Annotated in this window: 11 protein-coding genes; 2 read left to right on the plus strand and 9 right to left on the minus strand. The window is 53.2% G+C overall.

Annotated elements, in window-relative coordinates:
- Window positions 1-27: 27 nt before the first annotated feature.
- The 6 genes from E3U44_RS13765 to E3U44_RS13790 all read right to left on the minus strand — a co-directional run bounded on the left by E3U44_RS13765 (window position 28) and on the right by E3U44_RS13790 (window position 9509).
- Window positions 28-330: an Rdx family protein gene (locus E3U44_RS13765; protein ID WP_134358713.1), complete on the minus strand. Its 303-nt coding sequence runs from the start codon at window positions 328-330 to the stop codon at window positions 28-30.
- 237 nt (window positions 331-567) lie between these two features.
- On the minus strand, window positions 568-918 hold the full coding sequence (locus E3U44_RS19695; protein WP_206054801.1) for a hypothetical protein: 351 nt from the start codon (window positions 916-918) through the stop codon (window positions 568-570).
- Window positions 919-1015: 97 nt separating this feature from the next.
- Complete coding sequence (locus E3U44_RS13775; RefSeq protein ID WP_134358714.1) at window positions 1016-4816, minus strand: HsdR family type I site-specific deoxyribonuclease; 3801 nt, start codon at window positions 4814-4816, stop codon at window positions 1016-1018.
- 3 nt (window positions 4817-4819) lie between these two features.
- Window positions 4820-5917, minus strand: a complete 1098-nt coding sequence (locus E3U44_RS13780; RefSeq protein ID WP_134358715.1) for a Fic family protein — start codon at window positions 5915-5917, stop codon at window positions 4820-4822.
- A 143-nt stretch (window positions 5918-6060) separates the two neighbouring features.
- Window positions 6061-7416 carry a restriction endonuclease subunit S gene (locus E3U44_RS13785; protein WP_134358716.1) on the minus strand — a complete coding sequence of 452 codons (1356 nt, stop codon included), beginning with the start codon at window positions 7414-7416 and terminating at the stop codon, window positions 6061-6063.
- On the minus strand, window positions 7413-9509 hold the full coding sequence (locus tag E3U44_RS13790) for a type I restriction-modification system subunit M (RefSeq protein ID WP_134358717.1): 2097 nt from the start codon (window positions 9507-9509) through the stop codon (window positions 7413-7415). Before E3U44_RS13790 ends, E3U44_RS13785 begins: the two co-directional genes overlap by 4 nt.
- Before the next feature lie 534 nt (window positions 9510-10043).
- On the opposite strand from E3U44_RS13790, the gene E3U44_RS13795 reads away from it, so the two are divergent.
- Window positions 10044-10334, plus strand: a complete 291-nt coding sequence (locus E3U44_RS13795; RefSeq protein ID WP_134358718.1) for a hypothetical protein — start codon at window positions 10044-10046, stop codon at window positions 10332-10334.
- A 64-nt stretch (window positions 10335-10398) separates the two neighbouring features.
- Window positions 10399-10668: a hypothetical protein gene (locus E3U44_RS13800; protein ID WP_134358719.1), complete on the plus strand. Its 270-nt coding sequence runs from the start codon at window positions 10399-10401 to the stop codon at window positions 10666-10668.
- 199 nt (window positions 10669-10867) lie between these two features.
- On the opposite strand, the gene E3U44_RS13805 is transcribed toward E3U44_RS13800, so the two are convergent.
- The 3 genes from E3U44_RS13805 to sbcD all read right to left on the minus strand — a co-directional run bounded on the left by E3U44_RS13805 (window position 10868) and on the right by sbcD (window position 16216).
- Window positions 10868-11239 carry a hypothetical protein gene (locus E3U44_RS13805; protein ID WP_134358720.1) on the minus strand — a complete coding sequence of 124 codons (372 nt, stop codon included), beginning with the start codon at window positions 11237-11239 and terminating at the stop codon, window positions 10868-10870.
- A 64-nt stretch (window positions 11240-11303) separates the two neighbouring features.
- Window positions 11304-14963, minus strand: a complete 3660-nt coding sequence (locus E3U44_RS13810) for an AAA family ATPase (protein WP_134358721.1) — start codon at window positions 14961-14963, stop codon at window positions 11304-11306.
- A complete protein-coding gene (gene sbcD / locus E3U44_RS13815) occupies window positions 14960-16216 on the minus strand; it encodes an exonuclease subunit SbcD (RefSeq protein ID WP_240761506.1) in 1257 nt (418 codons plus the stop codon). The genes E3U44_RS13810 and sbcD overlap by 4 nt, the downstream gene beginning before the upstream one ends.
- Between the last annotated feature and the right edge of the window lie 70 nt (window positions 16217-16286).

Raw genomic sequence — 16286 nt, forward strand, 5'->3', positions numbered from 1 at the left:
ATAGGCGGTACGCGAACCCTAGCTCAATTATGTTTTGGCAGATTGGGAACCTTTCCTGTCCACATGGCCGAGATCCTTACCGGGAGCGATTTGGTCTCGGACCAATTGCTTGAGTTCAGTAATTTCAGGAAATCGCCCTGCTTCTTTCCGTGACCAAATGAGCTTGCCATTTGCCACCACCTCGAAAACGCCACCCGTTTCAGGCCGCAAGGTCAGTTCTGAGACTTCTTGATCAAAGGTGGTTAATAACTCCTGGGCCATCCAGGCAGCCCGCAGTAGCCAACGGCATTGAGTGCAGTAACGGATTTCGACTTTATTATTTTTCCTCACAAATCTATCTTCCAATTACATCACACCTGGTAGTAGGGCTTCGTTGGGACAAATCCAATCGACTCATAGAGGACTATAGCTGCTTTCAGTGTTTATAACAAAGCTACCACACAACAAACAATTTTCATTTATTGTTGCCATTAAACCAACTTTTCAACCCGCCTTATTCCATTGAACCAAGAAAAGACACCTAGAAAAAAAGACATAATATGGGCGGGTCTATCGTCTAATTCCCTTTCAATGTTCCCTTCCCTCCCCTCTCCCCTGGCGGGAGAAGGCGAGGATGAGGGGGAAAACCTGATGGAAGGGCATAGGGACTTCTGCTACCTTACCAGCATCAACCTGGAGGAGTCTCATGTTTTCCATTATCAAGATGAACGATGCTGCTTTCATTTTTCCTGTGCGGCGCAATTGGTTAGCAGCCCAGCGCATATCGTATTGCCGCTTATAAAACAGATCTCCGGAAACTCTAAGCTCTGATTCGTGATGCTCCCAAATGTATTTGGCAATATCTACTAGCCGAGCGCTGCCGCCTTGATGCTTTAGAGCTGCCTCTACCCAATCAGGTAAATCTTCTTTAGTGGCCATAATTTTCCTTGTAGCACTTAACGCCGCGCTCTGCGGCAAATTTGGAGCTCAGCGGAAAAGTTGTCCGGAAGCAGCGCTTTGTTAGGCATTGTGAGCGCTATGCCGCCCAGCGCTGGTGGTTGATCGCCAGATCAAGCGTCAGCTCAAACACCCTGTCACGCTTGAGTAAAAACAGCTCTTTGTCATAGCTGTCTTCGGGAAGGTACTCATCCAGTACCGCACCCACTTCATCACGCACAGCAAGCCGTGTCTGGCTGTCTTTGTACCAGTCCTGCACCAACACTTTTGGCTTTTCTTCGGTCAGGCGTTTCAATAAGGCTCTGGCTGCCAAACGCACTTTCTTTTCCTCCGCCTTGGTCATGTTTTCCTTACATAACAAATCGTAGATTTCCAGCTCGTCCTCGCTCAAGCCTTCACGGATATGTCGATCTTCTTCTTGCTTGAGTGATTCGGCGAATTTAACCAGCTCGGTAAAGTCACTGTCCGCCGAATTACTGCCCGCGTTATAGTTGTCGATGATTTCCTGTAGCCGTTCGGCAAAATCTCGTCGGGTGCGGTTTTTATTGAGCATGTCCTGCAGTTTCTTTTCCAGAAAGGCGCGCAAGTCGGCAATTTCGATGTTTTTGTACTTGGCCTGTTTGAAGTCTTCTTTCAGTTTGTCGAAGTCGATTTTGCTCAGATCCCATGTCTGGCCTTTCTGTTCAATCTTCCATCCGCCCGACTCCTCTTTGACCTGGCTGAATTTCTGATCATCCACAATCAGGCTTTCATCGAGCAACTCGTTAATTTTTTTGGTAGCAGGATCAATGTCCTGCTGCTGAATAATGCTGTCAAGCACGCCGCGTAGATATTGAAATAAAGCCACCTTGCGCACGACTGGATCACCCAGAATCTCCGGCTTGCAGGCTTCATAAAGCGCGGTAATAGTATTCTCTAACACCTTGAAGGATTGCCGCCATTCATCTTTCGAGAGCAAGGTGTCTGCCCATTCTTCAAACAGGCTGACCTGCTTGAACACATCGTCTGCTGCCAGTGCCGCGTCGATAACAATCTCGCGCTCGGCACAGAAGAGGCGCGCCTGCTCAATGGCATCGGCCAGCAAGCAAAACAGTTCCTCCTTATCCTTGACTGGTGGTTCATCTAGCCCGTCGTCACCCTGGCCGTAATCCTTAATTGCTTTCCTGAGGCGGCCGATGACGCCGTAATAATCGACGATTTCGCCGTTGGTCTTCTCCACACCGTTGATGCGATGCGAGCTCACCCGGTTGGCACGGGCGATGGTCTGCATCAGTGTGTGGTCTTTCTGTGGCTTATCGAGGTAGAGCGTTGAGACTGTCGGCGCATCAAATCCGGTCAGCCACATGGCGCACACGAACACCAGTTGCAGCGGGTGCTCCGGGTCTTTGTAGCTGTATTCCAGATCGTGGCCGTGGGCGTCCAGTTGAACCATGCGTTTGCGATGCGGGCGGATGTCCAGGCCCTGGGCGTCGAATTTTTCTTCCTCGCCGTTCTCGGCACTGACCACCACCGCCATTTCCACCTTGCGCATCCAGTCGAGCTGCCTCTGCAAGCGCGCCTTGTGCACCTCGTCTACGCTTTTCTTGATCTCGCCGCGCAGCGATTTGATGTCCTCTTTCCACAGCCGTTGTACCTTGTCGTACATCTTCACGGCGGTGAACTTGTCCACGGCGATCAGCATGCCCTTGCCAAGATAACCACGGCGCGGGAAGTGGTAGACCAGATCCCGGGCGATGGTCTCCAGCCGGTCATCGCGTTTGATCACTTGCAGTTCCGTGGCAAAACGACGCTCCAGCTTTTCCTGCTGCGCTTCGTCGAGGTTTTCGTCCTCCAGAATCTCGTAAAAATCGTCGCTTAGTTCCTCGTTCTGGTTCAAGACCTCCGGCACGCGTTTTTTGTAGAACAGCGGCACAGTGGCGCCATCGTCCATGGACTGGCTGAAGCTGTATTCCGATACATAATCACCAAACCAGTCGTTGGTCTTGCGCTCGCGCCCCAGCAGGGGCGTGCCGGTAAAGGCCAGGTACTGGGCATGGGGCAGGCCGGCGCGCATGTTCTCGGCCAGGGTCTTGTACTGGGTCCGGTGTGCCTCATCCACAATCACAATAATGTCGTCGCGATCCGACAGCAGCGGGTAGCGCTTGCCCTTGGGCCAGCGGAATTTCTGAATCAGGGTAAACACCAGTTTCTTGTTCTGGCCGAGAAAGGCGCGCATTTGTTCGCTGTCTTTGGGCTGGGCGGCATCGGCCTTCTTGACGGTTTCGGTATTGAGGAAGTTGCGATAAATCTGCCGGTCGAGGTCGTCGCGGTCGGTCACCACCAAAAAGCTGTAATTGCCCGGCACCTTGCGGATGATCTTGCGCGCGTAGAAGATCATCGAAAAACTCTTGCCCGAGCCCTGGGTATGCCAAAAGACGCCCAGCCTGTTGGCCTTGAACGGCGTCTTACCCTCACCCCCAGCCCCTCTCCCAGAGGGAGAGGGGCGGTTTTGCGGTTGGGGTTTGTTCGGCGTCGTGCGCTCGTCGGCCGCGCTTTCATCAGGAAGGGGGAGCTTTGCGGCGATTGATTCAAGCGCTGCTTCGGGATTATTGAGGATTAATTCGTTGGAGAGTTGGATAACCTGGAAACCCTGCCCTTCGAGTATCAATTGACGAGTTCTGTCATGCTGTGTTTTTTCTACCGTTGCATGGATACTGCCGTCCACTTCAACAACCAGCTTGTGCTCATCGCAGTAGAAATCGGCAATGAAATCTCCAAGCTGATGCTGTCTGCGAAATTTCAGGCCGAGGAATTGCCGGTTTCTCAGCAACTGCCATAGAACGTCCTCAGCAGGTGTCTGTCGTTGACGGAGTTCCCGGGCACGAGTTACCAGACCCGAAAAGTCATACCCTGCCCGATAGTGAGCGCCTGTTTTCTCCCTCTCCCCCTGGGAGAGGGCCGGGGTGAGGGGTTCCTTGTCTGCTAAACCCTTCTGCTGTTCAAGCCACCCTCGCCGCTCAACAAATACCCTGAAAGCCCGATTAACGCCAAGGAACTGGTGGTTCTGGGCAATGATTTTCTGCGTGCCCTTGTGGTAAATGACAAAGTTTTCCACATAGTCCAGCAGTTTGTCTTTGGCGCACAGGCCCTGCAGAAAGCGCTCGCTACTGGTGCCCTGCTCGCGAATCTGCTCGCGACGTATTTTTTCCTTTTCGTCTTCCGGGCGCAGCCAATGGAAAAAGTGCTCCCACTCGGCACTCAGGCTGCCCAGGCGTGTTTCCAGGCCGTTACTGAATACACAAAACACATTGGTGAGGAACAACTGTGGAATGTCGGCCTTGTAATTGGTCAAGTTGTCGTCGTAGGCACTACGCAGCTTGACGTTGGAGTTCTTCAACTCGATAAACACTAATGGCAGCCCATTGATATACAGCAGAATGTCCGGCCGCCGATAGCCCGCCTTGGCCGCCGCGCCGGTACTTTGAATCCATAGCTGAGTCACCGCGAGAAAGTGGTTATTCTCCGGCGCTTCAAAGTCAATCAGCTTGACCCGCTCTTTGCGGTTACGACCCTCACTGTCCTTGAACTCGACCCGCACACCATCCCGGATCAGGCTATCCAGCTCGCGGTTGGCCACCATGGTGGCCATGGCCTGGCGTTGGTCGCAGACCTGGTCCAGCGCATCGTCAATGGCGGCTTCGGGAATCTCCGGATTGAGGCGCACCGCTGCGGCTTTCAGACGATCACGCAAAATCACCTCGCGCTTGTCCGCGCGCTGTGAGCCGTCATTAAGGTCCGCGGCATCACTGGTGTAGCAATCCAGCACATCGTAGCCATACAGATGCTGCAAACGCTGCACCATGGCCTGTTCGATGTTGTCTTCAGACAGGAAGTTAGGCATTGGCTAGTGCTCTGTGTTCATGTCCAAGGGCGGCAGGTTGAACAGCAGTTGCACCAGCTCCCGGTTGATATAGTAGTTTTCGCGTCCCAGTCGATGCTTGTCGAGAATACCGCCCCGGTCAAGCTCATCCAGATAGCGGCTGGCGGTGGCGCGCGATACGCCCAGGTCCTGCTCGACAAAGGCCACCTTGGTATAGGGATGGTAAAAAATATTGTTGATCAGATCCTGGCTGTAAAAGCGGTAATGGGCGCGAATGCCGTGCTTTTGCTTTTGCAGCAAGCGGGCGATCTGTTCCACCAGCGCGGTGGTGTGGCGCGCGGTCACCGCGATACCGCGCAGCAGGTAGAGCAGCCAGCCTTCCCATTCGCCGCTGTCGCGCACCTTCCGCAACCCGGCGTAATACTCCGCCTTGGTCTGGCTGATGTAGCGGCTCAGATACAGGATGGGTGAGTCCAGCAACCCGGCGCGCACCAGAAACAGGATATTGAGAATGCGCCCGGTGCGGCCATTGCCGTCATAGAAAGGATGGATGGTCTCGAATTGATGGTGCATCACGGCCATGCGCACCAGCGGGTCCAGCCCGTTTCCGGCATCGGTATCGGCATGAATCCAGCTCACCAGCTCGTCCATCAGGGCGGGCAACTGTTCCGGCGACGGCGGTTCATACACCACCTCACCGCTGCGTTCGTTCTTCAGCACGGTGCCGGGGGTGCGACGCAAGCCGGCGTCGTTGCCCTCCAGCGTGGCCTGCACCTTGAGAATGGTGCTTAAGCGCAACAGCCCGGACGCACGCACTTCCTGAAAACCGACCTCCAGACTCTGGGCATACCAGGCCACCTCCTTGCCGGCCGGGTCCACCGAGCCGGGTTGGACCTGATAGCGGTACAGCGCGTCCTGGGTGGTGATGATGTTCTCGATTTCCGAGCTGCTTTGCGCCTCCTGCAGTGACAGGGTGGACACCAGCAACCGCTCGTTGGGGATGCTGCGCGCCACGCCTTTCAGCTCGGCTAGATGACGATGCGCCGCCACCAGCGCCCGCAACACCGCCGGGGTTTCCAGTAGCCCCTTGGGAGGAAAGTGTTCCCGGATGGTCAGCACCATAGCAAAGGTCCCTGCGGGTTGATGGGCGGACCTGCTCAAAAATAGCGATTTTTGAGAAAGTCATCCGGCATCTTCTCAGATTTGCGCTGTTTTGAACAGTCGCCGGGAACCTGGCGGCGTTCCGGCTATTGTTTATTGGCGCTTCAGGCATAGCGGGTCTCTGGTGAGGCCTCCTGTTCGGCTGGGGCGGCTGGCGTGTCTTCCTGCATGCTGGGCGGGAACTGGATGTCCAGGTCTTCCACTGAGAGCTTGCCGGAGATCAGGCGGGGAAGGAGGAGGTCGCGGGTTTTGGTGAGCACTCCATTCGCTTCCTCCAACGCATCTATTTCCTGGTAAAAAGGCTCAACAAGGTTAGAAAATTTATCTCGTAAGTCAGCAGGTGGGAAAAGTAACTTTTGCTTTCCTATCAAGTCAGGCTTCAAATGGAGTACATTTGCGCCATTGGCGAACTCCTTAATGTAATTCGCAAACCCCGAATATCGCATATACGAGTAAAGAAATGTCGTTGACATCTTTTTAGGCATCAATCGAATAACGTCGAGTGAAATCACCGCTTTTTTTCCATACAAATTCGGTATACGGGCAACTTCACCGACAACTGCGCGGTCTTGTGTCATATCGGTTACAGCCATAACCACGTCACCCGCCTCTACGCACTGACCTTCTTTATAAGAACCTGAAAAATATTTCAGTCCTTCCTTTCGGTAGCCGCCCCGACGATGAAAAGACTTCAGTGTAATAAAGAAGCAGGCGCCGTCTTCATCCGAAATCTCATGTGAAGCATATGACTTTCCTTTGATATGATCGAAGAAAACCGCGCCAACATCGAAAGGCCACCCCTCCGGCACACCTTTCACAAAACGGGTGTCCTGATAACCGGGAAAGCGCAGGCGCACAAACCATTCGCGGTAAAGTTCCTCGGCCATTTTTTCCAGCAGCGCGATGCGGCGCTTGTTGACTTCGATTAGATCGTCGTAGGCCGTCAGGATAGCGGCGATTTTGCGTTGGGTGGTGCGACTAGGAAGCGGTATCGCTATTCGTTTAACGATATCATGATTCAGTGATGCCATAGTCGCCCCAAAGGAGCACAGCGCCTGCATCCAGTCTTGGTGAGCGCGCGTTCTAAGGTAGTACGATGCATATCTTCCACAAATCGTAGTGCCGTTCAAACGTAATCGGAGACAATCCGAACCTTGTACCCAGCCATCTTGCTTCGCGCCAATTAAAGCATGCCTCTCAACTGCTCCCTTCCTTCCAAAAACGATGTCACCTTTTTGCAGACGGTGGGCATTAAGCTTTTCAGCTTTGGCATTTGTGATGAACTCTAGGTCAGCGTCCCTTATATCCCCAAAGCCTACGTTTCGGACATTGATCACAGGTATGCCGCAATCGACGTATTCGGAAGCCTTCAATTGGGTGCCAAAAGGCCCAGTTTGAATCTTTGCCTCCTTCTGTTCGACTAAGTCGCCAATCGTTATCATTGGAACAGACGTGTTCATTCGCCTACAATTTTAGAAATATTCTGCGCTATGGTATTCTCGAGATGGGCTGATTGTTCAGTGAGCACGTTTAGCTGCTCCTGAAACGAAACCAAATCAGCAATAAACTCCTCCTCCGTCTTCCCATCTTCCTCAATCACCACACCCACATAACGCCCCGGATTCAGCGAATAGTCCTGCTCTTTCACTTCGGCCAGACTGGCCAGTTTGCACAGGCCGGTGACATCTTCGTATTTCGCTTCGGGGAAGCGTTCCTGCAACCAATGGATATGGCCGAAGCTGCTTTCGGCGTTTTTCACTTCCTTGTGCAATTCTTCCAACGCGGCTTTGAGTTGCCGGGTGACGCGGTCGGCGCTCTGGCGTTTGCCGGCCTGTTTGGCGGCTTCCGCCAGCGTTTTTTCGTGGCGGCGCACGGCCTTGTCGATCTGCTTGAGGCTGTCGTGCAGGGCGGTGAAAAACGGGTCGAAGGTGGCGCGCAGGGTTTGCTGGGCGCGGTTCTTTTTATCGACGGACGCCTTGCCAGTGTGTTTCTTCTGATAGTCGGCCCAGGCTTTTTCCAGGGGCGCGAGGCCGCCCCAGGTCTCCACCAGGCCGGCCACGGCTCTTTTACCGGCCTCGTCATCCAGCACCGCCAGCAGTTGTTCGGCCACCGGCTCCACCTGCCGGCGATTGTCCGCCAGCCGCGCCATGCCCTGCTCGAAATAGTGGTCGATAAGCGCGATGAATTCGTCGCGGCGGCCTTTGTGCAGGCGGCTGATGATGGCGATGTTCTGGATTTGCTCTTCCGAGAATTCGCGGTGGGCGCGGTCGATGGGGGTAAAGATATTGCGCGCATCGATAAACAGAATGCGCTCGTCCGTCTTGCCCTTGTCGAAGAACCACAGGGTGGCGGGCAGGGTGACGGTGTAGAACATATTCGACGGCAGGGTGAGCATGCCGTAGATGAGGTTGTTTTCGATTAGGGTCCGGCGGATGTCGGCCTCGGAGTGGCGCGCATCGGAGGCGGAGTTGGCCATGACCAGCGCGGCGCGCCCGCCGGGATGCTTGTCGTCGGGCTCACGGAGCGAGGTGGCGAACAGGTTGATCCACAGGTAGTTGGCGTTGGGCACCGTCTCCTTGCCCCGTTCGGATTTCTTCGCCTTGGTCTTTTTGCGCGGAATGCCGTAGGTGTTGAAGCGCGGGTCTTTTTCCACCCCGGAGAGCGACACTTCATCCACGTTGAACGGCGGATTGGCCAGCACATAGTCGAACTTGCCGAAAGAGCCGAAGTGATCGTCGTAGTAGGAAATGCCCTGCAGGATCTGCCCGCGCAGGCCGTTGACGGCCAGGTTCATGCGCGCCAGCTTGACCGTTTCCGAGCTTTTTTCCTGCCCGGAGACGAACACGCTGGTGTCTTCGCCCCGGGCTTCAAACTCTTCACGGTGTCTTTCGATAAACTGCGCCGATTGCACGAACATGCCGCCGGAACCGCAGGCGGGATCGAACACCGTGCCGCCGTGGGGCTCGATGATCTCCACCATCAGCCGCACCACCGAGCGCGGGGTAAAGAACTCTCCGCCGCCCTGGCCTTCGGCAAGGGCGAATTTGCCAAGAAAATACTCGTAGATCTGGCCGAACACATCGCCGCCGGCGTCGTCCGGGATGTTGTCAAACTGACGCAGCAGGTCGAAGGGCAGTAGTTTGGTTTCCTGGGTGCGGGTCAGCCGGTAATACCCGTCCTTGGGCAGGCTGCCCTGGAGCTCGGGCTTATACTCCTCGATGGCTTCCATTGCCTTTTCAATGGCCTTGGCGATGTCCCGGCTTTCGGGCAGGTTCAGCAGGTGGCTGTAACGGGCGTGATCCGGCAGGTAAAAGCCGCACTTGGCCACCGCGATTTCATTCAGCGATTTTTCCCGACGCCCGCCTTTGAGCTTTTGGTATTCCTTAAGAATAGCTGCCTCGTGTCGCCGGTAATTGATGTCGGCAAACTTGAGGAAGATCAGCCCCAGCACCGGGGTGCTGTATTCAGAGGCTTTGAGGTCGGAATTGGCGCGCAGGTTGTCGGCGGCCGACCAAAGATCGTCTTCCAGTTGTTTCAGTTGTTCTCTGTTCAATTATTGACCTGCTTTTTTGGTTTTGGGGGATTGCCAAGCATCGGATAGATATAAAAAATCTATGTTATAACAGAAACTTTCTAGCCATAAGAAATTGGTACTTTACTCAGTACGCCTTTAATTACCCAGTAATAACAATAAGTTATACAGAGAGCCACAATTTCTCTAGGATTGCTATGGATAAGCAAACGCCCCCCAAGCGGCGGGGACTTACTTCCCTGTCATCCCCCACCCACAACCCCTTTCCATATTTTCTTTGCCCTTTGCTCCCGAAAGCAACCCGCCAACAAACACCCCGTCTTTATTGTTGCCAACAAACCAACTTTTCAAATATTACTCTTCCATTAAGTCATCAGGCATATCCTGGATTAAAAATATAATCTATTTTAAATCAAAAACTTAAAAATATCACACCCTCCCAACCACCCGCTTGGCACGGCAACTGCATTCTGTTGGGCAAGCACCGAAAAAATTTCGGTTCCCAATTTAAAGCTTAATGAACGACTTAACTTTCAATTTAAAGGAGAACACACTATGAGCACACTCTTTATCGCTGACTTGGCCGAGAGCAAAACCCTGGACCAGGACGCCATGACTTCCATCCGCGGCGGTATGCGCGCCCTTAAAAGCCGCAGCCTGTACTGGGGACCCATGGGGGACCGCTTCGTTAGCGTCAATCCGGTCCAGTCCATCGACCAGTTCCAGGGCATTAATAATGCGGTGGGCAACAATGTGGCCAACTTCGGGTTCTCTGATGTGCGCAACACCAACACTCAGAACCAGCATGCCCAGAACAATGTGAATGTGGGTGGGTTTCTTCTCTAAACTCAACCCGGCCTAGATGAACGAGGGGGGCCAACGGCCCCCCCGCTTGACAGAGGAAAGTAACATGACGTCCATTACCATTGCCGATTTAGCTGAAAACAGAACCCTGGACTCCCGGCAGATGTCCACCCTGCGGGGCGGGAAGGCCCTCGGACTTCCCGGCTTGAGTTTTGCCAATGTGGCCGTTGATATCGATCTGAACCAGGAGATTAATCAGTTCCAATCCCTGAATATCAATGCGGCCAATAACGTGGCCAACTTTGGCTTGTTTGCCCCCAACATCAGCCCCACGGTGAACCAGAATGCCCGCTTGGATGCAAACTTATTTAGCTAAAGCTCTTCACCACTAAGCCCCCTTCCGGGGGCTGGGTGTTTGCAGCTGTTCTGAAAGTGCCAGTAGGGGAGGAAAAGCTTAGCAATGAACTCTATTCCCCCTCATCCTACCCTTCTCCCGCCAGGGAAGAAGGAATGGAAAGAAACTTTTCGTGGGGCTTTATAACCGGATCATTTCACTAGCGTTGTTAATGATCCTTTCACACCGCACACCAAATAATCAGCCCGCCAAAGGCCACGGCGGCAAGCGCCCATAGTCTCAAGATGCTATTAGATTGGGTAAGCCACCACGCCGCCAGCCGATCAATCCGCTCCTTTCCGAGGAACAGGATCGTTATTCCCGCCGCAATGAACAGCACGCCCAAAGTGAGGATCAAGGTCGGCATTCGAGTTTCCGGGGCGGCAAGGATAAAGACCCCGCCGGTGATAATACGAATGGCGGCAACCCAGTAGAAATTTTTACGCTCTAGAAACCAATCCAGCAGCCACCGCAGCCGGGCCGGTGAGATCAAAACAGCCACCCCCATGCCGGTGATGAGTATCCCTATCAGCAAAACAATCATGATCATCATAATCCCTCCCCTCACAGTTAGATCATTTCTTTCTGCGGCATTTTTCTCTTGCCCAAAAAAGGCCTCACCCAATTACAGCAAAACGTTTATCCAGCGTGCTATAGCCTAAGCCGTTTCCTTTTTTCACATTAATCTGGGTGGGAATACGCTCTTTAAGGGCCTCAATGTGGGAGATCACCCCAATCATCTTGCCACCGGCGTTCAGGTGGTCCAAAGCATCCAAGGCCGTTTCCAGGGTTTCCCCATCCAAGGCGCCAAAACCCTCGTCCAAGAATAAAGAATCAATACTGGTTTTATGACTGACCAGATCCGAGAGAGCCAAGGCCAAGGCCAAACTCACTAGAAAGCTTTCCCCCCCGGATAAGGTCTTGGTGTCCCGCACCACATCCGCTTGCCAAGTATCCACCACCTCCAAGGCCAGTTCTTCGCCCGCTTTACGATTCAGCAAATAACGGCCATATAGCCGTTCCAGTTGGCGATTAGCCAGATACACCAAGTGATCCAGGGTCAATCCCTGGGCAAAGCGGCGGAATTTATCTCCTTTTTGGGAACCAATTAGACTGCTTAACTGGGTCCAGAGATCATAGGTCTCTTGCTGCCGCTCAATCTCCATGAGATTTTTGTTCTGCGCCTCCCGTCGTCCCCGATCAGCGGTTAAGGTTTGTTTGATCTCCCCCTGGCGCTTCATCAATTGGTGCAACTGCTGTTGGCGCTGCTCCAAATTTTCCCGGACCTGGGCAGGCGGTTGCGGGGTAAGCGGCGTTTGGCGTAATGACTGGAGTGTTTTTTCCGCTTTCTGATAGAGGACTTCAGCCTGGCCGGCTTCCCGGCTGAGTTGTTCTTTGAGTTGTGCGAGTCGATCATATTCCTCCGGCGGCAACAGGGCCTGCTCGAAACTTTCCTGATTGGGAAAGTGGCTTGCCTGCAAGGCCGCCTGCCATTCCTGCCGCGCTTTCTGGTAGTGGGTCTGTTGGGTTTGAATAGTATGCTTGAGGGTTTCAAGCGCTCCCTGTAATTGATTCATCTCAGCCTGTGCCCTTTCTTGCTGCTGCTTGCTCTGGGACAGCGCTTGTTCGGCAGTTGCCAGGGCTTCACGCCCTCGGCTTCTTTCTTCCGTCACGGTGCGATTGCCCAATAATTGCTGACGTTGTTTGATGTCTTGGGCAAGCCGGGTCTCCATCCGGCTGAGTTGTTCCGACAATTGATTTTTTTCTTTCTGATTCTGGTTTTGCTCCCGTTCCAGTTGAGTTTGTTCCATGTGCAGTTGAGTCAACTCGGTTTGCCGCTCCTGCCGTTGTTGCGCCATCCCCTGATAGGTCCGCCATAACCCTTGCTGCCGTGCTAGCCATTGGGTTTGAGTGTCCAAGGCAGGCAGCTCTCCCAAGGAGCCGGACAGTTTATTTTCCAGTTCTTGGAATTCTTTTTGTCTTCCCTTTAAATGCTGCTGCTGTTCTTGACAGGATTTCATCTGGGCGGTTTTTTGTTGCTCGACTAAAGCCTGCTGGTGTTGGACATCGGAAAGGGATTGGCGAGCCTGGATAAGGGCCTCCTTTTGCTCCCCCAATTGCTGATCAAAATCATCCAGCCGGCCGATCAGTTGCTTAAGCTGCGCCGCTTCCTGCTCCCTTTGTGCTAACCACCGGGCAATGTCCTGGGGATGGTCGAGGCTCAAAGAGACTCCCAACGGGGCGGTGGTTTGCGTCCATTCTCCCTGTAGATTTTCCAGTACCTGATGACCTTCCTTTAAAGCCTGTTCCAAATGGCGACATTCATTTTCCCACTGTATAACGGCTGCTTTTTGTTGTTCCTCTTGGGCACGCAGGGATTCCAATTGCTGTTTCTGTTGCTGCTGGCGCTGTTGAGTGACAGAGAGATCGATCTGCTGATAGGCCGCCACCGCCGGATGTGCTTTGGAGCCGCATAGGGGACAGGCTTCCCCTTCTTGTAATTGGTCCCGGTGCTGCTCTAGGCTCACAATGCGTTGTTCCAGTTCCAACACGCGATGCAAATCATTGAGGCTTTGTTGTTCCCGGCAATAACACTGTTGTGTTTCTTCCAAGGCCGTTTGCTGGATTTTTAATTTCTGCTGACTCTCAACCAAGGTGGCTGCCTGTTGCCCTTGGCGTTCTTGTCTTTCCCGGTATTGGGAGTGAAGGGTGGTGAGCTTGAAACGGTGGGGGGCGGCCTCCATCAATTGTTGCTGACGCTCCCGCCATTGGGCTTCTGGAGTGTGGTTTAAGAGACCGTTTTTATCCGCCAAGGTTTTTTGGTATTGAGCTTCTAGGGCTTTTAAGGCTTGTTCTCCTTGGTTTATCACTTCGGTCTGTTGTTGGATACGGACATCGCTTTTTAAAATTTCTTCTTGCTGAATTTCAAGGGCAGCTTGAAGTTGTTGCTGTTGTTGAAACAACTGCTGCCGGCGATCGAATTGTTCCCGCCATAAGGGGAGCTGTTCTCCCAATTTCTCCTGTGAGGCGTGGGCTTGCAAATATTCTGTTGCCGTTTTTAAAGTCCTTTGGGTGTGGGCCTGTTGTTGCTGGAGTTTTTGGGCTTGTTCATCCAGGGCTGCTTGCCGGTCCGAGGTTTCTTTAATGCTCAGTTGAAGTTTATTTTTCTCCCGGTAAAGATCTGCAATCTGATTATCCAGAGGCACCACCTGTTCATTGAGCAAGTTTTCCGTTTTTTCCCATACCTCTCGCTGTTGTGCAAACCGGGTCTGTTGTTGCTGGACGTATTGTTTAATTGCAGCCAGTGCTCTGTCCTTTTTTGCCGCTTTTTGTTGTTCAACTTCCCGATTATGCTCTGCTTCCGCCAAGGCTTTTTGGCTAGCTTGCACTTCCAAATAGTGAGGCCTTAGCTTCAGGGCCGGCAGTGCCTGCTCCAAATTTTGCAATGCCCCTTGCTGGGCTTTGATCTTCTCCTGCACTCCTTGCCAATGACTCCGGGCTTGAACCCGTTGGGTTTCTGCCTCTTCTATTTTCTCTAGCCATTGTTTTTGTTCCGTCAATTGCTGCAAATCTTGCTTTAGTGTTTTTTCCTGCTCTTCGAGAGTGTGTTGCTCCCGCCTTAGGGTAGCGAGGGCTTCCTTGTCCAACAGTTCCACCCCCTCAATCTTTGCTTTTAGCACATTAAACCGCACTTCCTCCTGGCGCTTACGCTCATAAACCCGGCGGGAAATTTCGCCATAGATCTCAGTGCCGGTGAGTTCTTCCAAAAGTTCCGCCCGCTCATTGGGAATAGCGTTGAGAAAGGCGGCAAAGCCCCCCTGGGCGAGCAACATGGATTTGGTGAAACGGCCAAAATCCAATCCCGTAAGCTCGCTGATGAGATGAAGCTTTTCACCGATTTTATCAGCAATGATGGTCCCGTCGGCTTTGGCCAATTCCACTTGGGGAGATTGCAATTTGCCTTCCGGTTTATAGTGGGCCCGGCGCTGGCTCCAAAAAGCCCGATAGGCCTCCCCCTTGACTTCAAAGTCCACTTCGGCGAGGGCTTCCCCCGTATGTCGGGTCATCAGTTCATTACTCTCTCCTGATACCTTAAGGCGGGGGGTTTGATGATAGAGGGCCAAGCAAATAGCATCCAACAGGCTAGATTTCCCTGCCCCCGTCGGTCCGGTAATAGCAAAGAGGCCGTTGGCGGCAAATTCCGGTACCGTAAAATCGATTTTCCACTCCCCTTTGAGAGAATTAATATTTTTCAACCGCAGGCTCAGGATTTTCATAAGCGGCCCCACTTCTGGGAGTCTTCCCTAGCTGACTGGCCGGGCGCTAGTTCTGCTGCGATCTGTTGGAACGCAGTTTTCAGGTTAGCAACCAGGGCTTCATCCTGAAAATCTTCCAAGGATAACCGCCGCTCAAAAACCTCCTCGATAGTGAGCTCTGTTAAAGTCTCCTTGGCCTCTCGTCTCAGGGCCGCCGGCCGCCCCCGGCGCTGGCGCCGCACCCTGAGCAGATCAACGGGCTTGCCCTCGCACAAAGCCTGAACCCGATTTTGCAGATCACTGAGGTAATCATCCCCCGCCACCTCCACTTCCAACCATAGGCTTTCCTGGGGGGGCACCGAAGTCATGAGTTCATTGAGCTGTTCTTCAATCTCCGACAAGCTCCCTTGCAGAATTTGCAGGTGTTGGAAGCGGGGCACTGGTAGCGGTTCCACTTGTTGCAATCTACCTTGGGCAAAATCCGCCAAAAGCACCTGTTTAGGGCTCGCCGCCTCATCAAAGCTAAGGGGAATAGGAGAACCGGAATAACGAATATGATCGTGTTGGCCCACCCTTTGGGCTTGGTGCAAATGTCCTAGGGCAATATAATCGGCCGGGGGAAAGGCGCTAGCGGGAAACGCCTCCAAAGTCCCGATATAAATTTCCCGCACCGATTCTGATATTTCCCCTCCTACCGTGGTGAGGTGCCCGGTGGCAATAATGGGCAATTGTTCTCCCTGGCTATCCCGCTGTTCGCAAGCCAATTGATAAAGACGGTCATAATGGACCTGGATGGCACTCTGCAGGGCTTGTCGTTTGTCTTGTCCACTTTCCCCAGCCTGACTGGTTAATACTTCCCGCGGACGGAGATAGGGAACAGCGCACAGCACGGCTCCCGGCTGACCATCACGCCGCTTCAAGACCCTCACCTGCTGCGCCAAAGACCCATCTATCCCCCCTACGACCTGGGCATTGAGGCACGCCAACAACTGCCGGGATTCATGCAGGGTAGCCACGGAATCATGATTGCCACCGATGACCACTAACTGACAACCCGTCGGTTGCAAAGAGACCACAAAATTATTGTACAGGGCCCGGGCATAACTAGGCGGCGTACCCGTATCGAAAATATCTCCGGCCACAATTAGAGCATCGACCCCCTGTTCTTTGATTTGCACCAGTAGCCAATCCAGAAAGGCCTGGTGTTCTTGTTCTCGGCTCTTTCCCATAAAATATTGCCCTAGATGCCAGTCGGAAGTGTGCATAATCCGCATTGCTGAACCCATTTCCCCCTTAGGCTAATATTAGAATTCAAAGTAGTCTCAGAGGCAGTACCCAAAAAGA

Source organism: Nitrosococcus wardiae, from assembly GCF_004421105.1.
Lineage (GTDB): Bacteria > Pseudomonadota > Gammaproteobacteria > Nitrosococcales > Nitrosococcaceae > Nitrosococcus > Nitrosococcus wardiae.

What these genes read in the sequence shown, in the direction of transcription:
- E3U44_RS19695 (WP_206054801.1), bottom strand. Translation starts at nt 918, where the DNA reads ATGGCCACTAAAGAAGATTTACCTGATTGGGTAGAGGCAGCTCTAAAG.
- E3U44_RS13775 (WP_134358714.1), bottom strand. Translation starts at nt 4,816, where the DNA reads ATGCCTAACTTCCTGTCTGAAGACAACATCGAACAGGCCATGGTGCAG.
- E3U44_RS13780 (WP_134358715.1), bottom strand. Translation starts at nt 5,917, where the DNA reads ATGGTGCTGACCATCCGGGAACACTTTCCTCCCAAGGGGCTACTGGAA.
- E3U44_RS13785 (WP_134358716.1), bottom strand. Translation starts at nt 7,416, where the DNA reads ATGAACACGTCTGTTCCAATGATAACGATTGGCGACTTAGTCGAACAG.
- E3U44_RS13795 (WP_134358718.1), top strand. Translation starts at nt 10,044, where the DNA reads ATGAGCACACTCTTTATCGCTGACTTGGCCGAGAGCAAAACCCTGGAC.
- E3U44_RS13800 (WP_134358719.1), top strand. Translation starts at nt 10,399, where the DNA reads ATGACGTCCATTACCATTGCCGATTTAGCTGAAAACAGAACCCTGGAC.
- E3U44_RS13805 (WP_134358720.1), bottom strand. Translation starts at nt 11,239, where the DNA reads ATGATGATCATGATTGTTTTGCTGATAGGGATACTCATCACCGGCATG.
- E3U44_RS13810 (WP_134358721.1), bottom strand. Translation starts at nt 14,963, where the DNA reads ATGAAAATCCTGAGCCTGCGGTTGAAAAATATTAATTCTCTCAAAGGG.
- sbcD (WP_240761506.1), bottom strand. Translation starts at nt 16,216, where the DNA reads ATGCGGATTATGCACACTTCCGACTGGCATCTAGGGCAATATTTTATG.